This is a genomic window from Pseudomonas sp. KB_12, assembly GCF_052114545.1.
Taxonomy (GTDB): Bacteria; Pseudomonadota; Gammaproteobacteria; order Pseudomonadales; family Pseudomonadaceae; genus Aquipseudomonas; species Aquipseudomonas brassicacearum.
The window spans coordinates 121,455-145,302 of record NZ_JBFREY010000006.1; the positions used below are offsets into that span (position 1 = coordinate 121,455).

General features: G+C 60.9%; 21 protein-coding genes. 6 read left to right on the top strand and 15 right to left on the bottom strand.

Annotated elements, in window-relative coordinates; translation table 11 throughout:
• Nucleotides 1–121: 121 nt before the first annotated feature.
• A complete protein-coding gene (locus AB4Z20_RS05270; RefSeq protein WP_024777250.1) occupies nucleotides 122–1,012 on the top strand; it encodes a LysR family transcriptional regulator in 891 nt (296 codons plus the stop codon).
• Here the strand turns inward: AB4Z20_RS05270 and AB4Z20_RS05275 are convergent.
• The gene (locus AB4Z20_RS05275; RefSeq protein WP_442089465.1) at nucleotides 937–2,364 is read right to left on the bottom strand and encodes an MFS transporter; all 1,428 of its coding nucleotides are present in this window, start codon (nucleotides 2,362–2,364) and stop codon (nucleotides 937–939) included. The two genes, AB4Z20_RS05270 and AB4Z20_RS05275, sit on opposite strands and share 76 nt — an antisense overlap.
• Before the next feature lie 125 nt (nucleotides 2,365–2,489).
• Here AB4Z20_RS05275 and AB4Z20_RS05280 point away from each other — a divergent pair, with 125 nt between their 5' ends.
• A complete protein-coding gene (locus AB4Z20_RS05280) occupies nucleotides 2,490–2,945 on the top strand; it encodes a winged helix-turn-helix transcriptional regulator (RefSeq protein ID WP_442089466.1) in 456 nt (151 codons plus the stop codon).
• Between the two features lie 67 nt (nucleotides 2,946–3,012).
• Here the strand turns inward: AB4Z20_RS05280 and AB4Z20_RS05285 are convergent, their stop codons facing one another.
• The 3 genes from AB4Z20_RS05285 to AB4Z20_RS05295 all read right to left on the bottom strand — a co-directional run bounded on the left by AB4Z20_RS05285 (nucleotide 3,013) and on the right by AB4Z20_RS05295 (nucleotide 9,650).
• The gene (locus AB4Z20_RS05285) at nucleotides 3,013–7,413 is read right to left on the bottom strand and encodes a response regulator (RefSeq protein ID WP_442089467.1); all 4,401 of its coding nucleotides are present in this window, start codon (nucleotides 7,411–7,413) and stop codon (nucleotides 3,013–3,015) included.
• A gap of 55 nt (nucleotides 7,414–7,468) precedes the next feature.
• On the bottom strand, nucleotides 7,469–8,626 hold the full coding sequence (locus tag AB4Z20_RS05290; protein WP_442089468.1) for an HD-GYP domain-containing protein: 1,158 nt from the start codon (nucleotides 8,624–8,626) through the stop codon (nucleotides 7,469–7,471).
• Between the two features lie 148 nt (nucleotides 8,627–8,774).
• Complete coding sequence (locus AB4Z20_RS05295) at nucleotides 8,775–9,650, bottom strand: LysR family transcriptional regulator (protein WP_442089469.1); 876 nt, start codon at nucleotides 9,648–9,650, stop codon at nucleotides 8,775–8,777.
• 143 nt (nucleotides 9,651–9,793) lie between these two features.
• Between AB4Z20_RS05295 and AB4Z20_RS05300 the strand changes: the two genes are divergently transcribed.
• A complete protein-coding gene (locus AB4Z20_RS05300; RefSeq protein ID WP_442089470.1) occupies nucleotides 9,794–10,663 on the top strand; it encodes an NmrA family NAD(P)-binding protein in 870 nt (289 codons plus the stop codon).
• 101 nt (nucleotides 10,664–10,764) lie between these two features.
• Here the strand turns inward: AB4Z20_RS05300 and AB4Z20_RS05305 are convergent, their stop codons facing one another.
• Nucleotides 10,765–11,379, bottom strand: a complete 615-nt coding sequence (locus AB4Z20_RS05305; RefSeq protein ID WP_253473708.1) for a LysE family translocator — start codon at nucleotides 11,377–11,379, stop codon at nucleotides 10,765–10,767.
• Nucleotides 11,380–11,492: 113 nt separating this feature from the next.
• Nucleotides 11,493–12,275, bottom strand: a complete 783-nt coding sequence (locus AB4Z20_RS05310; RefSeq protein WP_253473706.1) for an AraC family transcriptional regulator — start codon at nucleotides 12,273–12,275, stop codon at nucleotides 11,493–11,495.
• Between the two features lie 108 nt (nucleotides 12,276–12,383).
• Between AB4Z20_RS05310 and AB4Z20_RS05315 the strand changes: the two genes are divergently transcribed.
• Complete coding sequence (locus AB4Z20_RS05315; protein WP_442089471.1) at nucleotides 12,384–13,301, top strand: EamA family transporter; 918 nt, start codon at nucleotides 12,384–12,386, stop codon at nucleotides 13,299–13,301.
• Nucleotides 13,302–13,350: 49 nt separating this feature from the next.
• On the opposite strand, the gene AB4Z20_RS05320 is transcribed toward AB4Z20_RS05315, so the two are convergent.
• Nucleotides 13,351–13,620 carry a YceK/YidQ family lipoprotein gene (locus AB4Z20_RS05320; RefSeq protein WP_253473702.1) on the bottom strand — a complete coding sequence of 90 codons (270 nt, stop codon included), beginning with the start codon at nucleotides 13,618–13,620 and terminating at the stop codon, nucleotides 13,351–13,353.
• A 172-nt stretch (nucleotides 13,621–13,792) separates the two neighbouring features.
• Here AB4Z20_RS05320 and AB4Z20_RS05325 point away from each other — a divergent pair, with 172 nt between their 5' ends.
• The gene (locus tag AB4Z20_RS05325) at nucleotides 13,793–14,434 is read left to right on the top strand and encodes a LysE family translocator (RefSeq protein WP_214509257.1); all 642 of its coding nucleotides are present in this window, start codon (nucleotides 13,793–13,795) and stop codon (nucleotides 14,432–14,434) included.
• Between the two features lie 9 nt (nucleotides 14,435–14,443).
• On the opposite strand, the gene AB4Z20_RS05330 is transcribed toward AB4Z20_RS05325, so the two are convergent.
• Nucleotides 14,444–15,502 carry a M28 family peptidase gene (locus AB4Z20_RS05330; protein WP_253473700.1) on the bottom strand — a complete coding sequence of 353 codons (1,059 nt, stop codon included), beginning with the start codon at nucleotides 15,500–15,502 and terminating at the stop codon, nucleotides 14,444–14,446.
• A gap of 225 nt (nucleotides 15,503–15,727) precedes the next feature.
• On the opposite strand from AB4Z20_RS05330, the gene AB4Z20_RS05335 reads away from it, so the two are divergent.
• Nucleotides 15,728–16,948 (top strand): multidrug effflux MFS transporter, encoded by a 1,221-nt coding sequence (locus tag AB4Z20_RS05335; RefSeq protein ID WP_253473698.1) that lies wholly within the window; start codon nucleotides 15,728–15,730, stop codon nucleotides 16,946–16,948.
• A gap of 44 nt (nucleotides 16,949–16,992) precedes the next feature.
• Here AB4Z20_RS05335 and AB4Z20_RS05340 read toward each other — a convergent pair whose 3' ends face one another.
• From AB4Z20_RS05340 to AB4Z20_RS05370, 7 genes are all read right to left on the bottom strand, one after another.
• Nucleotides 16,993–18,198, bottom strand: coding sequence for a DSD1 family PLP-dependent enzyme (locus AB4Z20_RS05340; RefSeq protein WP_442089571.1), 1,206 nt, complete (start codon nucleotides 18,196–18,198; stop codon nucleotides 16,993–16,995).
• Nucleotides 18,199–18,383: 185 nt separating this feature from the next.
• A complete protein-coding gene (locus AB4Z20_RS05345) occupies nucleotides 18,384–19,268 on the bottom strand; it encodes an alpha/beta fold hydrolase (protein WP_442089472.1) in 885 nt (294 codons plus the stop codon).
• Nucleotides 19,255–20,160 carry a DMT family transporter gene (locus AB4Z20_RS05350; protein WP_442089473.1) on the bottom strand — a complete coding sequence of 302 codons (906 nt, stop codon included), beginning with the start codon at nucleotides 20,158–20,160 and terminating at the stop codon, nucleotides 19,255–19,257. Before AB4Z20_RS05350 ends, AB4Z20_RS05345 begins: the two co-directional genes overlap by 14 nt.
• 5 nt (nucleotides 20,161–20,165) lie before the next feature.
• Complete coding sequence (locus AB4Z20_RS05355; RefSeq protein ID WP_214509253.1) at nucleotides 20,166–20,777, bottom strand: flavodoxin family protein; 612 nt, start codon at nucleotides 20,775–20,777, stop codon at nucleotides 20,166–20,168.
• A 3-nt stretch (nucleotides 20,778–20,780) separates the two neighbouring features.
• Entirely contained in the window at nucleotides 20,781–21,464 is a 684-nt protein-coding gene (locus AB4Z20_RS05360; RefSeq protein WP_003200648.1) for an iron-containing redox enzyme family protein, read from the bottom strand.
• A 1-nt stretch (nucleotide 21,465) separates the two neighbouring features.
• Entirely contained in the window at nucleotides 21,466–22,011 is a 546-nt protein-coding gene (locus AB4Z20_RS05365; RefSeq protein ID WP_214509251.1) for an acetyltransferase, read from the bottom strand.
• A gap of 8 nt (nucleotides 22,012–22,019) precedes the next feature.
• Complete coding sequence (locus tag AB4Z20_RS05370; protein WP_003200644.1) at nucleotides 22,020–23,372, bottom strand: phenylacetate--CoA ligase family protein; 1,353 nt, start codon at nucleotides 23,370–23,372, stop codon at nucleotides 22,020–22,022.
• Nucleotides 23,373–23,848: the final 476 nt, after the last annotated feature.

Sequence of the window (23,848 nt, forward strand, 5' to 3'; positions counted from 1 at the left end):
AAGAGTGGCAGGGTTTGAAAAGTGTTTCCAATGCAAAGATCAGAGCGATTATTGCGTTTCACAAATGAATTGCTTTACGCTCATTACCATCGCGCACTGCCCTTCCTCGGTGAGGTAGCACATGGAATATGAACTCCAGGACATACGATCTTTCGTGAAAATCGCCGAACTCGGCAGTTTCCACGAAGCCGCCGACGCGCTGCATCTGTCGCAACCAGCCTTGAGTCGACGGATGAAAAAACTCGAGGAAGGCCTGGGAACCGCTTTGCTCGATCGCACGACCCGCAAGGTCAGCCTGACGAGTGTCGGGCGTGATTTCCTGCCCAAGGCGCGGCGCCTGCTGGATGATTTCGACGACTCGATTCTCAACATCCGCGAGCTGGCGGAGCGGCAGATCGGCCGGGTGACCTTGGCGTGCATTCCTACAGCGGCCTTTTATTTCCTGCCTTCGGTGATTCGCCTCTATAACGAGCGCTACCCGAAAATCCGCATCCGCCTGCTCGACCTCAGCGCCAACGAAGGGCTCGAAGCGGTGCTGCGCGGCGAAGCCGACTTCGGCATCAACATGATGAGCGGCCAGCATCCGGACATCGAGTTCGTGCCCCTGGTCAACGAACCTTTTGTGCTGGCCTGCCGGCGCGATCATGAACTGGCTGGACGCAGTGCGGTTACCTGGTCAGAACTCAGTGATTATCGGCTGATCGGCGTCGGTCGCCTGAGCGGCAACCGCATGCTGCTGGACCACGCACTGTCGGGCCTGAGCTGGCGCCCACAGTGGTTTTACGAAGTGCAGCACTTGTCGACGTCGCTGGGACTGGTCGAGGCTGGCCTCGGCGTGTCGGCGATGCCCAGCCTGGCGATGCCGGCCGGGGATCATCCAACGCTGGTCAGCGTGCCGCTGATCGAGCCGGTGGTAAACCGCTCGCTGGGCCTGGTCTACCGCCGGGGCGCATCGCTCTCCCCGGCTGCGGAGAAGTTCGTCTCGATCCTGCTTGAGCAGTGGCCGCAATGAAGCGAGAGCCCCCACACCGCCAACGCGGCGAAGCTGATCAAGGCGCCTAGCAGGCTGACCGCCGTCCAGCCCCACAGCGCATAGACTTGAGTCGCGGCCACCGCGCCCAGTGCGCTGCCCACCGAGTAGAAGCACATATAGGCGCCGACCATGCGACTTTGCGCGTCGGGCCGTGCAGCGAAGATCAAGTTCTGGTTGGTGACATGCACGGCTTGCACTGCGAAGTCGAGCAACACCACGCCGCACACCAGTGCGATCAGGGAGGTCTCGGTAAGCGCGATAGGCAGCCAGGAAAACGTCAGGAGCCCCAGCGACCATCCGGTAACGCGCTGTCCAGAGCCTTGATCGGCCCACCGGCCGGCCCTTCTGGCTGCCAGGGCCCCGGCAACGCCGGCCAGACCAAACAGGCCGATGGCCGTGTGTGAAAGCGACAGCGGCGCGGCGCTCAACGGCAGCACCATGGCGGTCCATAACACCGAAAACGCGGCAAAGATCAGCAAGGCCAGCAGCCCCCTGATCCGTAGCACCGGCTCGGTCATGAACAGCTTGAACAGCGACCGGATGAGTGCCCGGTAAGGCTGCCGGTCAGGTGACGACACAGCGGCAGGCACCACTGCCCAGAAGACTACCGCGATGGTCAGCATCAATCCCGAGGAAACGAAATAAACCCCGCGCCAGCCCGCCAGATCGGCAATCGCTCCAGAGGTAAACCGCGCCAGGAGAATACCCAGGACAACACCGCTGGTGACGGTTCCCACGGCCTGCCCCCGTTGGGAGGGCGTGGACAGCACGGCGGCATAGGCCACCAGCACTTGGACAACCACCGCCAGCAATCCCATCACGCTCATCGCACCCAGCAAAGCCAACCAATGCTGGGCTGCACCGACGGCCGCCAGCACAAGCGCGGACAACACCAATTGCGCGCAAACCAGTCGTTTACGGTTGACCCTGTCCCCCAGCGGGACGATGAACAACAACCCCAGCGCGTAACCCACCTGGGTGGCCGTCACCACCCCCCCGATCAATCCTGATGCGACGCCCAGGCTCTCGGCCATCGAGGCGAGCAAGGGCTGGGCGAAGTAGACATTAGCGACGGCCAGTGCGCAGGTCACGGAAAACAATAACGTGAGCGTCGGCGAAAGCCCTGGGTAAGGCTGTTCATTCAAAGAACCCGTGGCCCCCCTGTAGGAGCTGCCGAAGGCTGCGATCTTTTGATCTTTCCCTTGGGATTCATGTGCCTGGGGAAAGATCGCAGCCTCGCTTCGCTCGACAGCTCCTACGCGGGAGCACGTGCCCCCACCAGGGTGATTGTCCGAAGGCTGCTGGGTGAAACAGTCGACATCTGCTGTCATGCGCGTCTCCTTGGCGCTAAACTGGTTTCAATTAAAAACCTGACTGGATTGTCGCTCGATCAGGTTTCAATTTGCAACCACAGACATCGACCGGACTTGCGATCCTTTTTCAGAAGGTCAATAAAATGGAAAACGCTTCACCGCAAAACAGCGAATGCCCGGTAGCCAGGACACTGAATGTGATTGGCGATCGCTGGTCGCTCATGATCATTCGTGACGCATTCGACAACATTCGCCGCTTCAGCGAATTTCAGAAGAGCCTGGGCGTGGCCAAGAACATTCTGGCTTCGCGACTCAAGGCGTTGGTCGAGGTCGGGGTGTTCGACGTTCGACCCGCGTCCGATGGAAGCGCCTACAAGGAGTACGTCCTGACGGACAAAGGCCGGGAAATCTTCCCGGTCGTGGTCAGCCTGCGACAGTGGGGCGAACGCTTCCTGTTCGAGCCGGGAGAAACGCGTTCCGTGCTGTTGGACAACACGTCCGGGCAGGCCCTCATGCCGATGGATGTTCGCTCGGCAAGTGGCGAAAAACTTGGACCGTTCGACTGCCACAAATTGAGACTTGTTGCCGTCGAAGCGTAAAGCGACAGCAGGATCGCCTCATGCCTGAACGATTCTGACGTCATCGCCTCGCGGCCCTTTGACTGAATCAGGTCAAGTTCTCCAGCAACTCCAGGGCCTGGTCGAAATCGAAGCGCTCGGCGTGCTGAACGACCCGACGCAACTGTTCGGCCACCCTGGGATCTGACGCCAGTCCCGGTAACTGGTACAGGACTGTCAGCACTTGCGTGTCACTCTCGGCCAATAGATCCCTGACTTGGGCCAACCGCACCTGTAACTCGGCGTCAGAATGCGACATCTGCACCGACTCTGTGGATGGTTGCGGCTGCATTAGCCCCGCCAGCCCTTCCAGCACCTGGTTCAGGCAATGCTCCACCGCCAACAACCGGTCAGCCACGACCTCCTCCTGGGCACCGGTCAGGCAAGCCTGCTCCAAGTCGGCGGCAGCGCTCGCGACGTCCCTGGCGCCGATGTTGCCCGCAGTGCCGCGCAAGGTATGGGCCAGGCGTGTCGACGCTGAACGATCATCATCGCCACGGGCGGCCAGGAACTCGGTGCTGAAGGCACGGTGACCGGAGCTGAACTTGCGCAGCAGGCGCAGATAGAGGTCTACCTTGCCCATGCAAGTGGCCAGGCCGGCTCTCTGGTCGATACCCGGAAGTTCAGCGGGCAGGTGCTCGCCAGCCGGTATGGGCAGCGCTGAAATCTCCTGCGCCTGGGCGTTACGACCGGGCGCAGGATGTATCCATTTGGCCAATGTGACGAACATGCTCTCGACATTCAGCGGTTTGGAGATATGGTCGTTCATGCCGCAGGCCAAAGCCCGCTCGCGGTCTCCCGCCATGGCGTCGGCCGTCATGGCGATCACCGGCAGCCCAGCCCAACGCGACTGCTCGCGAATCTTGCGGGTTGCGGTATAGCCATCCATGACCGGCATCTGACAGTCCATCAGTACGCCGTCGAAATCATCATCGCGCGCCAACAGGTCGAGTGCCTCTTCGCCATTAACGGCCACACACAGCTCGATGCCAGCGCTCTCCAGCAGCTCGCAGGCCAGCTCGCGGTTCAGCTCATTATCCTCGACAAGCAGCAGCCGGGCGCCATGCAGGCTGGCCACGGCACTGGCACTCTGTCCAGATCGTTCGCCGGCCCGGGTATCGGCGTGGGGGGGCTTGCCGAGCACCGTGCCGATAGCCTCAAGCAGTGTGGACGGCGTCACCGGTTTGGTCAGCACCACCGGCAACTGGATACCGTGCCGGCTGGCCACCTCACGTGCCTCTTCGCGCCCGAACGCGGTGACCATGATGACTGATGGGGTTTGCGCCAGATTGGCAGCGTGCATCTGCCGCACCGTCTCCACACCGTCCATGCCAGGCATGCGCCAGTCCATCAACACCAGGTCATAGGGCAGTGTCTTGCGTTCCGCCTCCACCAGCATCCCCAACGCCTCGCGCCCACTCTGCGCCACGTCCACCTCCACACCAAAGCTGCGCGCCATGCTGGAGAGAATCTCGCGCGCGCTGGCGTTGTCGTCGACCACCAGCACGCGAACGCCGAGTAGCTCATCGGCAGTAAACATTCGCCGCGGCTGAGCGTCGCGCTGCACGCCGAGGCTCACCTCGAAATGGAAGATAGAGCCCTGACCGAGTTCGCTCTCCACCCAGATACGTCCACCCATCAGTTCCACCAAGTGCTTGGAGATGGCCAGGCCCAGACCGGTGCCACCGTACTTGCGAGTGGTGGAGCTATCGGCCTGGCTAAAGGGTTGGAACAGTCGACTGCATTGCTCGGGGCTCATGCCGATGCCGCTGTCGCGCACCCAGAAATGCAACTGTGCCTGCTCCTCGCCGCCACCCAGTCGTTCCACGCCAACCACGACCTCACCCTGCTCCGTGAACTTTGCTGCATTGTTGCCCAGGTTGATCAACACCTGGCCCAGGCGCAACGGATCGCCGATCAACGCCGTCGGCAGCCCCGCCGGGCTGCTGAACAGCAGTTCCAGGCCTTTGTCCTCGACCTTCAGGCCAATCATGCTGACGAAGCCTTCGAGCACGTCTTCCAAGTGGAAAGGAATGTACTCGAGGTGCATCCTGCCGGCCTCGATCTTGGAGAAATCCAGGATGTCGTTGATGATCCCCAGCAGGTTTTCCGCAGAGCGGTGTACCTTCTCGATGTAATTGCGCTGCCGATGGTCCAGTTCGGTGCGCAGGGCCAGGTGGCTCATGCCAATGATGGCGTTCATCGGGGTACGGATCTCGTGGCTCATGGTGGCCAGGAAGTCGCTCTTGGCCCGGGTCGCTTCCTCGGCGATCTCCCTCGCCAGGTGCACCTCGGCCTCGGCGGCCTTGCGATCGGTAATGTCGAAGTACCAGTTGGCGCGAATGACTCGCTCGCGCTGCTCCAATGTGACCGCCGAAACCAGCACATCGAAGCGCTCCCCCTCACTGCGCTGGAAAGTAGCCTCGAAGTTAATCACCGCGCCCTGCTCCGCCGCCTCGATAAAGCGCTGGTGTGCCTGCTGATCCACCCAGAAGTGCCTCGGATCGATCCCTTCGAGTTGAACAATATCGACGCCGAACAGGTGTTCAAACTGCGGGTTGCAGTAGGTCGGACGACCTTCGATGTCCCTGATCAGCATGGCCACCGGGCTGCTGTCGAGCACCGCGCGCAGTTGCGCTTCGCTGACTTTGAGCGCTGCCTGCAATTGGCGACGCTCGCTGACGTCGCGCACCGAGGCGCACACGCATACCCCACGGCCTTCCAGGCTCGGCAGGCGCGACAGGCCGATCTCCACCGAAAACAGACTGCCGTCCTTGCGCACCCCCTGCAGGTCGTCCAGGCCGGCACCCATCTGCCGAGTATCACCATGGGCTATGAAGCCATTGCGCAGCTCGACGTGGCGACCGCGACTCGCGACCGGCACCAGACGCTCGATAGCCTCGCCCACCAACTCGCCGGCGCTGTAGCCGAACAACCGATCCAATTGCTGGTTGGTCCGCAGGATGCGTCCGTCAGCGCCCACCACCAGCATGCCGTCCGGTGCCGCCTCGATGATCCCGCGATACCAGGCCTCGGTGGCACGCAGTGCCGATTGCTGGGCTTCGAGCTCCTGAGCCTGACGCTCCAACAGCAGCGTTTGCCCGGCCATTTCATCGGCTTGACGACGGGTCTCCTCCAGCAATGCCTGGACGGCCTGGTTACGCTCCAGGATCGCCATCGCCGCAGCCAAGCGAGGGGTGGCTTCCTGGAGCAGCAATGACTGGTCATCATCCAAGGCTTCTAATCCGGCAAGTTCAAGCACGCCCAGCAGCCGCTCGCCACGCAGGATCGGTTGCAGCAGCAGGCAAGTGGCCGGAATCTCGCCAAGCTGCGAGTGCAGGCGCCAATATTGCTCCGGCAGCGCCGGCATCTGGCGGGCTTGGCGATCGACCGCACACTGGCCCAACAGGCCATCGCCGAACATGACTTGCGCCTGCGGTGGTCGCTCGGAATCGGTGGCATAGCCGCCCATCAGCACCAGTCTGGTGGCGTCCGGGTGGGCGCTATAGAGAACGCCCTGGCAAATGCCGAGCAGGTTCGCCATATGCTGCAGGAACACCTTCGCCAGTTCGCCGGGCGCCCCTGCCTGCTGCAGATCGATCTGCAACTGGGCGATTTGCGCCTTGACCGACCGCTGGCGCTCCAATTGTTGAGATTCGATCTGCAATTTAGCGATGGCCCGGGCCAGGTCACCGGTCTCGTTATTCAAGTCAGTGTGCGGAATCGGTTGGTCGAGCTTTCCCGCAGCCAACTGGTCCACGGCGGCTCGCACTCGATTGATCGGGTTGCGGATCGACTGGCTGACCAGCCAGCAAAGCAGTAGCGCCAGCGATAATCCGCCGAGCAGCAGGATGTAGGTCAGCGTTGTACTACGCTCGGCAAAGTCGGCAATGTCCTTGGAGGTGTCGCGTATCGAGGCTTCCTTGATCTGAGCGACTGCGTACAACAGGGCGTCCGCCTGCTGGTCGAGCTGCTGGAACTCACTGCTGTTGAGCAGCAGTAATGCCTGGCCCTGGCGACCCTGATCAATCAACTGAAAGGCCTGTTCGCTATCACGCTGCAGCTGTTGCAGCAGCACATCAAGCTCGGCGAGACGTGCGAGATTTTCCGGCCGCCTGAGGGTCGGTTTGGCTTGGGCGAGCGCCTGCTGTAGACGGCTTTGAATGTCACGTAACTGTTTCAGTGATTCAATGCGGATATCCGCGCTGTTCGTACCCACGGCACGCTGTAACGTCTGGACCAGATGCGGCAACTGCACCCGCGCCTCGTGCAGGTGCTCCATGCCCACCAGTTCCTGACGATAGAGATTCTGCATGTCCCGTTTCAGCGACTCCTGGGTACGCAAACTCTGCACACCGAGTACCAGCACCAGAAGCAGGAGCGTGGCAAAGCCGAGGATCAGCTTGTGGCGAAGCGGGAGACGCTCGAGCAACGTGCGTAATCTGAACATGACATGCCCCAATGACCACGATAAGAAATTAGAAAGACGGCTCGCAGTCGTTCGCTCAAGGTTTCTGGGCGATACGCTCCAGGGCGGCCGCCTGCTTGGCCATGTCCTGATCGCTGTCGGCGAAACGCTCGGCAATGGCCTGGAACTGTTCGACATGGGCCAGGAAGGCATCACAGATGTCTGGGTCGAAATGCGAGCCTCGCCCCTGACGGATGATCTCGACGGCCTCCTCGTGGGGCATGCCCAGTTTGTACACCCGTCGACTGATCAAGGCATCATAGACATCCGCTACCGCCATCAACCGGGCGCTGATGGGAATGTCGTCACCCGCCAACGCCTGCGGGTATCCACTGCCGTCCCATTTCTCCTGGTGGCTGTAGGCGATCTCCTTGGCCAGGCTGAGGAAGTCCACCGCAACACCCAGTTGGTCTTCGGCACGCTGGATAGCATCGCGTCCCAGCGTGGTATGGGTCTTCATGATCTCGAACTCCTCTGGGGTAAAGCGCCCCGGCTTGAGGAGGATATGGTCAGGAATGCCGATCTTGCCGATGTCGTGCAACGGCGCCGACTTGAACAACAGGCGGATCGTTTCGTCGTTGAGGAAATGCCTGAAACGAGGATGGTCGCGCAGCCGCTCGGCCAGGACCTTCACGTAGTGCTGGGTCCGCCGGATATGGTTGCCGGTCTCGTTATCGCGAGTCTCTGCCAGTGAGGCCATGGCCTGGATGGTCACGTCCTGGATGGCCATGACCTCACGGGTACGCCGCTGCACCTCTTTCTCCAGGTAATCGTTCTGGTCGCGCAGGAAGTCTGCCGCCGCCTTGAGCTTGAGCTGGGTATCCACTCGCGCCAGAACCAACGGTGGACTGATCGGCTTGGTGATGTAGTCGACCGCTCCCAGCTCCAAGCCATGAATTTCATCCTCGATCGCCGCCAGGGCGGTGAGGAAGATGATCGGAATGTGGCAGGTGCGCGGATTGTGCTTGAGCTGGTCCGCCACCTCGTGACCGGACAACCCAGGCATCATTACATCAAGCAGGATCAGGTCCGGTAGCGTGTCGCCCTGCAGCACTCGCAGGGCTTTCTCACCGCTGTTCGCAGCCTTGACCCGATAGCGATCCTTGAGCAGATCCGTCATCAACAGCAAATTATCAGGCGTGTCGTCGACCACCAGAATGGTGGCCTGGGGATAGTGGCTCTGTTCGGCACTCATGGCTAGCGGCTCCCTTGCCAGAGATGTTGGCATCCCTAGGGGGACTTTTTTTGTCCCCTCAATGGAGGTGAGCTTAGCGGTACTTCCGCGAAGCTGCCGCCCCCTTCACCGGCTCAACGCGCACCTCCCTGCCTTTTGCAAAGAACGTCTATCCCTTCAGTACCAACGACATGTCCGGGTACCTGGCGCACATGAAATCGACAAATGCGCGCACCTTCGGCGCAGCAAGACGCCTGGACGTGTGCAAGACCCAGAGTTCGGCCTCTTTCCCCGATACCGTGCCCCACTGGAGCAACTCGCCACTGGCCAACTGGTTCCATGCGATGGACTGTGGAATCAGGGCAGCCCCTCCACCGGCGATGGCTGCATCGCGGACCATCAAGAACGAAGAGAAGCGCAGCCTGGGGATCGGTTCCAGAATCAGGTGACCGCCATCAAGTGCCCAATGGGTGGGCTCGAAACTGGACATCACAATACCGGGAACTGACCGAATGGCGCCGGGTGCAGGCCGAGGTAATCCTGGCGCGGCCACCACCACCAGGCGGTCCTTGGCGAAGCAGCGGCCGACCAAGCTGCTGTCCGGGCTGGGGTTGATCCGGATGGCGACATCAAATTGCTCCTCGACGAGGTCGACCACGCGATCCTCCGAAATGACCTCGATCGTGACGTCAGGATAAGCCGCACAAAACGCTGCGCCGATGCCGCCCATCGCAAGCTGCGAGAACAGGACCGGGGCAGCGACACGCAAGCGTCCGCGAGGCGTCGATACGCCCTCCTTCGCCGCCGCCATGGCTTCGGCCACCTCGGCCAACGGCCCTTCGGCCCTGCTCAGTAGCAGCTCTCCAGCCTCGGTGAGTTTCAGACCACGTGCACTGCGCTCGATCAGCCTGACACCCAATTGCTCCTCAAGGTCGGCAATGCGGCGCGACAAGGTTGCCTTGGATATTCCGCTCGCACGGCTTGCCTTGCCCAACCCCTCGTTCGTTGCGACGAGGGTGAAATCGATCAGCGCGTTCAGGTTCATGCTGTTCCACTTTTGAAACGGAGTGTCTACATCCTGGCGTCTTCGTTTTGTTTCTGCAACGGAATATCGTTTGAACATCGCAACGGGCCGACAAGGCCGTAGCGGACTTTTCCGGCTACCCACCCTTTTGCAGGAGATTCAACATGAGCATTCTCGTTACCGGCGCCACGGGCACCATCGGTTCACTCATCATCCAGCGCCTCGCCGACGCAGGCGCCGACGTCAAAGCCCTCGTGCGCCAGGCTGGCAAGGGAACATTCCCGGCGGGCGTCACCGAAGTCGTTGCAGACCTCACCGATGTCCCTTCGCTGCGCGAGGCGCTGGTGTCGGCACGTACGCTGTTCCTGCTCAACGCCGTGACGCCCGACGAGGTGACACAAGCCCTCATCACCTTGAACCTCGCTCGCGAGGCCGGCATCGAGCGCATCGTCTATCTGTCGGTGATTCACGCTGACAAGTTCACCCACGTTCCGCACTTCACCGGCAAGCACACGGTCGAGCGCATGATCGAAAGCCTCGACATCCCGGCGACCATCCTGCGCCCGGCGTACTTCATGCAAAACGAACTGATGGTCCAGCAGACAATTCAGAACTACTCGGTATACCCGATGCCGATCGGCTCGAAGGGCGTCTCGATGATCGATGCCCGCGACATCGCCGATATCGCCGCTGCCGAGTTGCTGCGACGCGACAGGGCACCTTCGGCCCTGGACCGTGTAACGCTGGAGCTGGTCGGCCCACAAGCACTGACCGGTGCCGCCGCGGCGAAGATCTGGAGTTCCGCCCTAGGTCGCGAGATCGCCTACGGCGGTGACGATGTGGCCGCCTTCGAAGCGCAATTGGCCACGTACGGTCCCGCCTGGCTGGCTTATGACATGCGCCTGATGATGTCCGGTATCCAGACGTTTGGCATGCAGGCCGCTGAAGGAACCGTGGAACGGCTGCAGGCGATCCTGGGGCGTCCGTTGCGCACCTACGAAGACTTCGTTCGCGAGGCCATCGCCGGGGTTTGAACCGCTGGGGCAGTACAGGCACCTCGTCCAGCGCCAGGTCGGTCAGCGCAAGACCGACCTGGCGCGTAACGACGAAGGCTTGCCCCAGCAACGGCTACTCGCTAAACCAGCTGGCGAACCCCCAGAGACAAAATCAAACCACCACACAGTCGATCAATTGCTTTTTTCCTACCTTGATAGGCGCAAGCAATCCTCGGCTGTGAAAGCGCAATTGCGACCATTCCATACCAAGCCATGGAAACCACCACGACAACTGCCAGCATCGACAAAAACGTGCCTGGCGAGACGTAGGCGGGAGCCGCGGCTGAAAAAACAGCGGCATAGAAAGCCATGGACTTGGGGTTGCCAATGTTGGTGACCAACCCCTGAATAAAGGACTGGCGGCAACTACCGGCGACGGCATCATTCAGCGGGCCAGGCGCACTTCTCCCCGCGTTGATCAGCAGTCGGAATCCGAACCACATCAGGTAGGCTGCACCCAGAACCTTTACAACCAGCGCAGCCCAAGGGAGCGTAGCAAATACGATCCCGAGACCTGCAATCGCACAGGTGGACCAGAACAGGTTGACCAGCACGATTCCCGCCACCAAGGCCAACGCTTCAGAGCGCGTAGCAGCCACCGCCTTATGGACCACCGCGACGAAATTCGGTCCAGGAATCACGACACCAGCCAGGTAGACCAAAAAAACTGTCAAGACAGCAGAACCGTCGATCATGTGCGTCCCTCGCGAGATCTGTAGGCGGTGATCGTCACCAAAACAAGAGTTTTACACAACACCTCCAGATTCGGGGCTTTTTACACACTCGGGAGATTGAAAGCGTTGGAGCCCTAAGCCTGTCGCACCGGGAAGTAGCGACTGGGTACTTCCCCCAGCAGCTGTTTGAAAACCGTTGTGAACGCACTTGAACTGCTATAACCCAACGCCATGGCGACCTGTGTGACCGGCTGACCTTTCCCCAGACGAACGATCGCTTCGAGCAGGCAGGCTTGCTGTCGCCATTGGAGATAACTGATTCCGGTGTGCAATCGAAAATGGCGGGTAAACGTCCGGCGACTCATCCCCGCACGGCGGGCCATTTCGTCGATACCAACCTCCAGCGAAGGCTGGGTCAGAAACTCGCGACAGACCATCGCAAGGCGTGGTTCTGTCGGCAATGGTGCATTGAGCGAAAGCGCGGGCATGCTGGCGATCTCATGGAGCAGCAGCCCCATCAAATGCCCATCACGTCCCTGGATGGCATATCGCGCGGGGACATCGATTGCTTGGACCAGCAATTGCCGCAACAACGGCGACACGTCCAATACCTGACACTGCCCCGGCAACCCCAGCCGCTGGGCCGCTTGTTTGCGGATATAGGTATTGTGCAGGGTAACGGGGCCACGCATCTGCATGGAGTGGGCGAGTTGTGCCGGAACCCAGATACCGCGTTGGGGCGGAACAACCCAGTTGCCGACATCGGTAAACACGGTGATGACCCCGCTTGCGGCATAAGCGAACTGACCACGTGGATGGTGATGCATTGGGAACAGCGTTGCGTCTGCGTAGCCACGTTCGGTCACGACAGCATCGCGCGGAGTGTTCTGGTAGGTATGTAGGGTGGCTTCTCGCATGGCCTGATTCTAATGAATATTGGCCTGTGACTGAAAGCAGGCCAGCTCGATTGCTTGCATATTCTTCACGCACGAACACTTCCGTTCTGCGCAGGGGAAAGACTGACAATGCAAAAGAAGCATCTTCTACTCGCCATTCTGGTGACGGCCGTCTGGGGTTTGAATTTCCCCGTGACAAAACTCGGACTAGCCGGCATTGATCCGCTGCTGTTGACTGCATTGCGTTTCGCGCTGGCCGCCTTGCCTTGGGTATTTTTCGTAGAGCGTCCACGCGTTGCCTTCCGATGGCTGGCCGCCTACGGGCTGATCTTTGGCGTGGCCATGTGGGCACTGATCAACCAGGGAATTGCCATGGGGGTACCACCCGGTACAGCGTCGCTGCTGATCCAGTGCAGTGCATTCTTCACTCTGGGCTGGGGTGTACTTTTCTTTGGCGAACGCCTGGGGCAACCTCAAAGGATTGGCAGCTTGCTTGCAGCCATAGGGTTGGGAGGGATCGTACTGTGCAGCCCTGGCGACTCGTCGAAGGCCGGTTTCGCACTCGTCATTGGCAGCGCAATGGCGTGGAGCATCGGCAACGTGGTCATCAAGGTATCGAAGGTGCGTGAGGTCTTCGCTTTCGTGGTGTGGGCCAGTTTGTTTGCGCCCATCCCGCTCTTGCTGTTGACGTGGCTGTTGCATGGCTCAGTGCCCTTCAACGCACTCCCTTCGCAGCTCAATGCAACGACGTTGCTTTCGCTCGCGTTCCAGGTCTACGCCGCGACGCATTTCAGTTACTGGGGATGGAACCTGCTATTGCGTGAATACCCACTGTCACGCGTAGCGCCGTTGTCACTGTTGATCCCGGTGTTTGGCATCTTCAGTTCAATGGCGATCCTCGGCCAATACCCAAGCCCCTCTGATTGGGGGCTGATCTTGCTGATTCTACTGGCGATTGCCCTGGGCTCAGGACAATTACAGGTCCTGCTTTGCGCCATCGCACGTGTTGATTGGACGAGGATGAAACGGCAGAAAGCAGGCGATTAATGCGGCCGGCCGCCTTGGGCCTGGGATTCAAGCCGTCGAGGCAATTCCACTATTCCTCGGCAGGCCTCATATGAAAAATCGTATAAGGCAGGATCAGCGTATCGGCGACGATGCTGAAAGGAAGGTCGACGACTGCAAACGGTGCCAGCGCGCGTGAATACACGTCGTTGTCATTCGTCGAGGCCTTGATGATCTCGATATCGGTCGCCGCACCGCAGTAAGGATGGAGGCCGCAGAGCTGTCCCATGCCAAAGGTTTCGTTGGCCGTGGCGCATCCGCCCAGCAGCGCCATCGTAAAAGCCATTACTACGATCCGCATGACGCGCCCCTCCCCCAGGAAAGGCCGGACTGTAGCATTAAAGCCGCCTCAGCGGCTCAGTGCTCAAGGCTAGCGCGGCTGCACCGATAGAAACGTTGTGGCGGCTGTATTCAGACAACCCCAGGTTCTCCTGTAGGATGCACATCCTCTCAATCAGTCGCGAATGTGATCAATGGAACTGCACTCAATTCTCGCCTTTACCCTGGTCGCGGCCATCGCCATCGCCAGTCCTGGACCTGCCACCTTGATGGCGATCAATAACAGCCTGGCCTACGGGCCGCGTTACGCGGTGTGGTCGTCGGTGGGCAACGCCAGCGGGCTGTTCTGCTTGTCGGCCGCCGCCATGCTCGGGCTGGGCGCGTTGCTCGCCAGCTCCGAATGGCTGTTCAACGCCGTGAAGGTCCTCGGGGCGGGTTATCTGTTCTACCTGGGCGCCAGGCAGCTGTTCAAAAAAAGCCCGATCCTCGCGCAGGATGTACAAACCGATGGCAAAACCAGCAAGCCATCGCGTTCAAAGCTGTACAAGTCGGCCTTCCTGACAGCCATCACCAACCCCAAGGCGACGATGTTCTTCACCGCCCTGTTCCCGCAGTTCATCGACCAGAGCGCCGCACTGCTGCCGCAGTTCCTGATTCTTACGTCGATATTCGCCGGCTTGTCGCTGGTTTCCTTGAGCCTGTATGCCGCCATTGCGGCCCAGGCCAAAGGCGTGCTGAAACGGCCCGAATTTTCCGTGTGGATCAGCAGGCTCGTCGGCTCGACGTTCATCGGCTTCGGTGCGGCCATTCTGGCGATGCGTCGGCCGGCCGTTTAGGAAGTACTTTCACGTACCCCGTACCAGGTATTGAGTGAGTGTCGCCGCACACGCAACGATCCCCTCATGGAGCACCATTTCAAACCCATGGGTATTTTCCGTTGGAATGGCGATGCACCCCACCCGAGCGGCCAGGCCAGCACTCAGGATGGCGCTCGCGTCGGAGGCAAAATCAACCAGGAGCGCTACTTGCGGGTCATATCCCGAGCGCTGTGCGGCCTGGATCAGGGCGTCCACGACAGAGCGGGTGTAATAGCCCTTCTGATCCCCGGTATTGATGATCGGGTCTGCCGATAAAACCGTTCCGTATTCCTCCAGCACCGGGCCCACCTCGACCGCGATCGTGGTGTCGCCTGGCACGCGGGCAGCGGCATAGAGCGCACCGGCGTTGGACTCCTCCTCAAGTGTCGTGCAGACGAACCAGACGTCTTGCTTGAGCGCATGCCTTTGGTTTTTCAACTGCTGCGCCGTAGTGATCACTGCCGCCAATGGCGCCCGGTCATCCAGGAAGTGAGCAGCGACTGTGTCTTTCACCTGGAACGGCTGACGCCAGTGTCGACTGAGTACCACGCGTACGCCGGGCCGGACACCGGCATCGGCCAATTCCTCCTGGGAACAGCGGGTGATCACATGGACATCGCTCCACTTCACCGCTCCTGACAGCACATCCCGCCCTTGGGCAGAACCGCCACTGTTGTGCATGGAACCGTAAGACAGTACGCCGGGAAGGCATTGGCCATCGCCGAGTATGTCGACCGGACATACACCAAAGCAGATGGGCTGGGCACCGCCTAGCGCGACGACTTCAAGGTTACCGTCAGGCCTTACTTTCTTCACGATCATGGCAATTTCATCAAGGTGAGCCATGACCCTGATGGGCGATGCCTGCGAAGCCCCCTCCGTAGCCTTGATCAGGCCCCGGACGTTGCCGGCCTCGTCGACAAAGGCCTCATCGCAGTGCCTGGCAAGCTCCCTGAGGCATATTTCCCGGACTTCGTCTTCCTGCCCGCCGGGACCGCGTGCCAGAAGCAATGCTTGGAGCAGCGGCAGAATGTCCATTAAAGGCATCGGATAGGTTCCTGTCACAACGCTTGAAAAACGTAGACCTCACCCGTTTCCCGTCCGTTCAAATCGTTCATTGGCACAAGCATCGCTGGTCAGTCCGGCCCCGAACGGAACGCTGCCGCTTTGAGGGCGACACCTGCGCCCTCCAGATATTTAGCTTGACGCCAGAGATGACGATCATCATATTTAGCAAAATATTACGATCATCATTTTGACGCCGGAGGATGTATGGAAGCCCAAACTTCATTGGCGATTGCCAGTACCCAACCCCACGCCTCCACACAACCATTGACCGGCAAAGTCGTGGCGCTGCTTGCAGGCCTGGCGGCGATCAGCATGCTGTCTACCAACATCATTCTCCCGGCGTTTGCGGATATCGGCGAAGACCTGGGCGTGACCGCTCGCGAGCTCGGCCTGACGCTGTCCAGCTTCTTCATCACATTCGCCTTGGGCCAGTTGTTGGTCGGGCCACTGGCCGACCGCTACGGGCGCCAGAAACTGGTGCTCGGTGGCCTCTCGGTGTTCGTGGTCGGCACCGTCATCGCCGGCCTTGCCACCACCCTTGATGCGCTGATCGCCGGACGCATCGTCCAGGCGTTGGGCGTGTGCGCAGCCTCGGTGCTGTCGCGTGCCATCGCACGGGATCTGTTTGAAGGCGAGACCCTCGCCCGCGCCTTGTCGCTGACGATGATCGCCACTGCCGCAGCGCCGGGTTTTTCGCCGCTGGCCGGCAGCGTCCTGTCCGTCACGCTCGGCTGGCGTGCCATCTTCATCCTGGTGGGACTGGCCGCCGTGGTACTGGCCTTTTTCTACGTGCGCAACCTCGGAGAAACCCACCCCGCCGATCGCCGGGCGCCGCACTCGGCCAAAAGTGTGGTGCTCGCCTATGGCAGATTGGCGCTGGACAGGCGCTTCATCCTCCCTGCCCTTTCAATGAGCCTGCTGATGAGCGGCCTGTTCGCCTCCTTTGCGGCGGCGCCCGCCATCCTGATGCAAGGTATCGGCCTGACCTCGTTGCAGACCGGCCTGTATTTCGCCGCGACGGTATTCGTCGTGTTCGCCGCCGGCATGGCGGCTCCGCGCCTGGCGCATCGTCATGGCGCCCGAATCGCCACACTCGTGGGCATTGCCTGCGCCATGGCCGGCGGCGGCCTGCTGCTCGTCGGTCCAGCCGCGCCTGGTCTTGGGTGGTATGCCCTCTCGATGATCACGTTCCTGTGGGGCATGGGCCTGGCCAATCCGCTGGGCACGGCAATCACCATGGGGCCTTTCGGCAAGGAAGCCGGGATGGCCTCCGCACTGCTGGGCTTTCTCTCCATGGGTGCGGCTGCGCTGACCACCTGGCTGGCCTCGGTCTTGAGCTTCGCGCCGGTCACGACGCTGGGTGGGATTCAGACGACGGCCTGCCTGGTGGCGCTGGTGCTGTTTCTGTTGCGGGGTCGTCTTTGAGGGCGCTTTCCCGGCCAAGCCAAAAGCTCGCCTTCAGGCTCCGATCAATACACGGGCCAGGTTTCAACAATCTTCCCGCCGCGCACGGCCAGCAAATCACCAAATTGCAGCAGCACGGACTCCGTCTGGGTCGGCCGTAAAAACACCTGGTCCTCCACGTTCAACCCTACGGCCGGGGAGCCGTTGACCATTTCCTGATTGGAGCTGCGACCATAGAGCTCATTGCTTTGCAGGCCCTTGGGTGACTCGAACTCGGCCATCCAGTTACCGCCGTAGAGGAAAAATGTCGCGCGCTGATTAGGGTCCCACCAGGAGAACAATCGGGACTTGTCATCCAGGGCTGGGAAATTGACGGCGCCCGTGCTTTTTAGCACGGGCGTTGCGATAAAGGCCGCCGGCACATGCTCGGCCAGCGATGGCAGGTCGTAATGGGTCGGCTTGAGAAACGCCGTCCCCACCGAGACCTCGCTGCTCAAGCGTTCCTGCTCATGTATACCGTAGCTGGGGCTGCCGGCCGTATTGAGCGTGAGCCCTTCGTGCCAAAGCGCAGGGAAGTGTTCACGCAGGTAATTCACATGGCCGTTGTAAATGACCATCACCTTGTCGAACAACGCCTGGGACGAACCGAGGACCCTGGGCACGCCCATGCCGACAAACGGGTCATACCCCATGAAGCCTGAAAATTCGAGCTGCTGCGGATGGGCACCGATCAGCGTCAGCATCTCGCCGAGCACCGCGTGGTCAGCGACTCCGCCGCGGTGCAGGCCGACATCCAGCTCGATATTGATCCGCAACCGGGTGCCCAGGCCTTGCGCCAATGCCAGGTAATCCATCAGCCGCCGGGGGGTATCGAGCAGCCATTGCAGTTGCCTGGAAGGGTCGAAGGCGCCCTTGTGGGTTTGGTAAAACACCTCGGCCGAGCGTACCGGTAAAGGCTTGCCGAGCAAGATGTCTGCCTCGGGAAAGGTCACGGCATCGTGATTGAGAAACGGCTGATGAAACGACATCAGCCGCCGGGTATCGGTACGTTTGGCGATGTACGCCAGCAGTCCCGGTGATGGCAGGGACTTCTCCACCAGGCGCAAATGTTTACCGGCGCGGGTGACGGACTGCTTGACCACATTGATATTGTGATCGAGCAGGTCCAGGTCAATCAGCATCACGGGCCGCATCGGCCCATGGCGCTTCAGCTCCTGGTTCAACGCGCGGAAGTACTCGTTGTAAGGGCTGCCCCGATCGCTCGGACGCAACAGCGCCCCCGCCCCGACCATCAATGCACCCACTCCGGCGGTGCCGAGCATAAAGGTCCTACGATTCATCAAGACGCTCCCTCCGCGTGCGCAGTCAGATGCACGTTACGGCAGCGGTACCCGGCTGTTGAGGCTATGGGAGGTCAGAAAGGGGACTTTGGCGGCCAGGCTTTGATCGAATCCTGCTAAACCCTGGACGTCGCAATGAACCGTGTAATGGCCGCCACCACATCAGCGCCCCGTTCAAGATAAGGCACATGCCCGCAGTCCTCGATGAACTCGCCGCGTGCATCGGGCAGTTGCTGGAGCAGGTTCTCCAGGGTCGCCGGCAGGAACACCTGGTCATGCCGCCCCCAGATCACCAGCGTCTTGGCAGCAATCTGTGGCAACCGTTCGAGCAGCACGTCCAGGCCTTCACGACGGAAATCCTCGACGACCCGCTGCACCGCGGCAAACCTCGACCTGCCGCTGGCCGCCATGGCCTGGGCCAAGCGCCCTCCTACCTCGGGCGGCGCCTTGAACACCAGGCTCCAGAAGCGCTTCATCTCCTCGACCGTACGATAGCCAAACACCGTTCCCGCCCCTTGCAGGCTGGCTTTCAATGTGGGGCCTAGCGCTTGCTCGCCCAGACCGGCAGGCGCCAGCAAGACCAAGTGACTGACACGCTGCGGGTGTTTGGCGGCGTACAGGCCGGCCACGCACCCACCCAAAGAGCTGCCAACCAGCACGAAGGGGCCCTCGACGAGCGTTTCCAGCAAGCCTTCGAGCTCCGCCAGCATTGCCTGGGGTCCAAAGCCGGCACCCGCCTCGTACACGGATTGGCCATGCCCCGGCAAGTCGACGAAAACGCAAGGGTGATGGCGCGCCATACCCAGCATCGCAGGGCCCCACTGATCCTTGCTGGCGCCCAAGCCATGGAGCATGACCAGCGTCGTCCGCTGTTGCCGTGCGGGGCTTTGCAGATAAGCCAAGCGTCCATGCGCACCGCTGTGCCAGCGCAGCATCAAACCGAACTGCCAGCGGTGGACCAGGCGCAAGGTGCCGAGCAACAGTCGATCAACGCGGTTCATCCACCACTCCTTCTCCTTTGTTAGCCGCCTTGAGGGAGAATCTTGCCGGCAGGCGCAGTTGGCATAGCGCCACGCCTGACAGCGTCAACACGGCGCCGATCACCAGGCGCTGGCTGAAACCTTCGGCAAGCATGACCTGGCTGACAGCGATCGCGAACACCGGCACCAGGAGCAGGTACGGACTCAGTTGCTGCATCGAGTTGCGGCCGAGCAACCAGAACCACAGGCCGAACCCCAGCAGGCCACCACTGAGCGCGGTGTAGAGCACCGCCCACCACGCCTGGGCGCTGGCCGTGTAGACGCGTGTCCATTGCTCGCCTTCCTGGACGAACGACCACAACAACAGTTGCGGTGCGGCGATGACCGCCGTCCAGGCACTCAAGGCCAGCGGATCCAGGGGCCCGAGACGCTTGGTCAACACTGACCCGGCAGCGAATGCCAAGGCCGCCAGCGCCACCAACAACATGCCGATGAACGTCCCGCCAGCCGATGGCGTGGCAAGCAGCACCAGGACACCGGCGAACGCCAGCAGGATGCCTGCCAGGAGTCGCAGCTTGAGCACTTCCCCCAATAACGCGAATGCCAGGACAAGGGTAAACGGCGCCGCCAGTTGATAGATGATCGCCGAGGTAGAGGCGTCTACCCGGGCGATACCGCAATACAGCAAACCGAAATGCAAGGTCCCGGTAATCGTGGCGACCAGGGCCACGGACGCGAACTGTTCACGCTTGACGCGCTTGAGCAGCGGCAGGAGAAACAGCGCCATGATCGCGTAGCGCATGGCGACCATGAGGATAGGCGGCAACTCGGCGCCGCCGATTTTCACTGCAGTGACCTGCGCGCCCCAGAGAAACGCGACCAGTAACGCGAGCAATGAATCTTTCAATGGCATGACAGTTATCCCTTCTGAAATTGAATGGGCCGCAGGATTCTTTCCGGCTTGCCTGTCGCAAGGGCTGGGGGGTTAAGTCGACAGTGATGCTCACAGAGCCGGTCCAATGTCTCGCGCAGGGCCTCTTCCGCTTCAGGATCGTGGGCCAGTTGGGTCTGGAAGCACGGCGGAAATCCCGAGCCGACCAGAATCATTTTGTTGAGCAGCACATTCAGCGCGACCTGGGAGAAAACCGCCGTGTGTCCATAGCGTCGGCCGACGACCGCAATCGCCGCGAGCTTGTCGCGCAGCGGACGCTCCCGCGGCCGCAGGAAGCCATAGCCGACTCGCTCCAGAAACGCCTGGAAGCGACTGTTGGTGCCGTAGGCATGCATGACGGGGAGATAGAGCACCGCATCGGCGCGGTCCAGCCGCGCCACCAACTGCCCGACGTCGTCCTGCACTTGGCAGTCCTGGTCGGAGCAGGCGTTGTCGGCGTCGCAGTAGTCGATCCGGTAATCCTTGAGCCAGATGTCATCGACCGCGACCTCCTCGCCCAGGTGGCGGCGCACCAGCGCCACCACCCGTGCACTGACACCACAAGGTCGGCTTGACCCGACAATGATGGTCAGATTCATGATTCAGGACGCCTCCCGCAACCCTTCTTCGCCAGCCAGGTAGGCGCGCAAAGCCTCTTCCATCAACTGCCCGGTCAACCACAGCGTGACGCGTGCCACTTCCTTGATCTGACGACGATCTTCTTCGGTCTTCACCGCACGCTGCATCGCCATACGCACTTCCTCGGCGTGCTTCTCGTCGATGGTCGAGTGGGCGACGAAGAAGGTCATCTGCTCATCCTTCAAGCCCAGGTCGGCGCGGAACCGCTCCAGGATCGGTTGGATGTGCTCGTAGACGTCCTCGGCCCAGTAGCTGTAGCCCAGGCGAGCGATCGGCCCCTTGCGGATGGCCACATCGTTGAGAAAGGCGATCAGTGCCTGGGTCGGCGCCAGGGGCGCCGGCATGGCTTGCGGCAGCAACCCGACCGACTCCAGGTCGCGCAACACCATGCGCTCGTGGCCCAACTCTTCCAGGGCGTGCTTGTAGACGAAGCGCAACAGCGTCGTTTCCTCTGGATCGGCACTGAAGGCGCAGGCGGCCTGGTTCACCGAGTTGTAGCGGGTGTAGTGGTAGACCTGCAGCATGAGCTGTTGGTAGAGGGCTGGCGGCGTTGGGTTGTCCAGGCTGAATTTCCAGTAGGCGCCCTGCTTGATCTGGGCCCAGCCCGCGTCGACGATAGCGTCGAGTTCCTTGAAGAATGCTTGCATTTCAATTGGCTCCTTTAACATTGAGGTAAACACTTTCGAGTTCCAGATACACGAGGCTGTAGCGCCGCTCGACCTGTTCCCCGGTCCAGGTAACGTCATCCACCAGCACGCGCCCGCCCAGGCCGACATAGAGCGCAGCCAATTGGCCGCGGCACAGTGCCGAGATGAATCGCAGGTGGGTGTTGGCTTTCAGCCAAATGGCCGCTTGCAGGAGAAACATGCGCAGGTGCCGACCGCCGCGGTATCGCTCGTCCAGCACCAGGCGATTGGCATCGAAGGCATCCGTCGATTGTTCGAAATAGGCCTGCACGTCGACCGCTCGTTCGACGAAGCTCAGGCCATGACCCAGCGGCGTGACGCGCAACGTCCCGACCACTTCGTCCTTGTCCAGGTAGACCAGGTGATAGGACAAGGCGTCGCGCACCTGCTCCCTGCGCTCGAAGTCATCCTCCCGTGCCGGATTGGTCCCCAGGTAGCGACTCCTGAGTTGCCGGACGGACTCGAACAGTTCATTGGCGTGGTCGATCACGCGAACAGACAGGCTCATCGCTGACCTCACTGGCCTTGACGCTGATCGACGATGCGCGCTTCTTTCCAGCTGAACCAACTGCCAAGGTTCACATGCTCGGCCAGATCGCCCACCACCATGACCGTGGCATCGACCCCCAGCCGTTCGCGCAGGCGCTCCTTGATCAGCAGCACCAGGCGTCCACGATCGCCTTCGAAGAAGCGCGACATTTCCAGCTTGGCGATGACGGTGTCGCGATCATTGGCGCGACTGAGGATGATCTGGTAGCCAAGGCATTGTTCGACGCCTTCAAGCAGCGCCTGCTCGATCTGTGCGGCCGAGAAGGCGCGATCGTTCAGTTGCACGGCATCCTTCACCCGACCGACGACCTTGACGGTCTGGCGCATCGATTGCGGATAGCCGGGGCGCGACTGGATCGAGACCAGGTCACCCGTGCGGTAGCGAATCAGCGGCTTGCTGCCGGGGATCAGCATGGTCACGCACAACTCACCGTCGCCGGTGCAGCCCAGGCTTTCCCCGGACTTGGGATCGAGTACCTCGATGATGTAGTTGAGGCGATGCGGCACCAACTGGTCGTTGGCGTTGCAGGCCGCGATGATCATCGCTTCCTGGGAGCCATACAGGCTGTTGTAGGCCTGCGCGCCCCACAGGCTGTAGAGGTTGTTCTTCAATGCAGGGGTGCACAGCTCGCCGCTCATCATGAACGCGCGCAGGGCGAAGTCCTCGCGTGGGTTCAAGCCTTGGCGCTCGGCTTCCTTGGCCATGGCCAGCAGCAACCCCGGCGCCGATGCGAGCACGCCGATCCGCAGGTCCTTGAGCAGTTGCAGTGCCTTGGGCCAACCGATCACCGGTGAGTGCGGCCAGATCTTGGCGTTGCACAGGTCGAGCTGGGTGCAGACATCGCCCAGGGTGTCACCGAAGGAATGGACCTCGGTAGGTCCCATGATGCCGACCACGGTCTTTTCGCCCGGGAAATGCTTTTCGATCACGGCCTGGTAGGCCATGGCCAGTTGGCGATTGCTCGCGTAGCTCTCCTTGCGGTCCCGCGGGCATGGTGTGGCGGGCCCGGTGGTCCCCGTGGTCTCGTAATAGAAGATGCTGTCTTCCAGCGGGCCGGACAAGATGTCGAAGCCTGCTTCGCGCAGATCATCCTTGGTCGTGAAGGGCAAGGTGGCGAGGTCATCCAAGGTCAGCGAGCGCTCGTCGACCTGGGCAAGGTGCCTGGAATAGAACGGCGAGGACCGCTTCACGTGGCCGACCACTTCCCGCAACTGTGCCTGGTGCCAGGCCGCCAGCTCGGTGTCGCTGAGGACGTCGGTCCAATAGGCATGATGAATCGGATCGTACCGCTTCTTGAATGTCTCTAAATGCTCTTTCATTTCAGCCGCTCAGGTTTGATGGGTTACTGGAACTCAACGGCCGCTACGTTAGTAACAGAACTTACAAATACCCAGCTGCGCTATCTCGCAGTTGTGCGCGCACGAGTTTCTTGTTAAAAGCACGCGCGGTTACATACGCGTAGGGATAGCTCTTCGCCTCGTCGACATTCAGAAATGAATGAAATATTAATATCCCCTCAGCAGTTGACAGCCCCAGGGCACGCTGGTAATTTCGCCGCACTGCCAATTATTCCCGCAGTGCTTAGCCAAGACTGGGATGTCTAAAAATGTACTATCACCTTTCTGCTATCAGTTCCTCCCACAGCTATCCCGACAGCTGTTCCCGGGCCATTCTGGCCATCTTCAAAAGCAATATCTGGCGTCGCTAATCTAGCGAAGACCGGAGCCTGTCTGCTGCCTGCCAGCAACGTCCTGATCTTTCCCCTCTGAAATCGAAGGCGCTCGCGCCTTGTGCC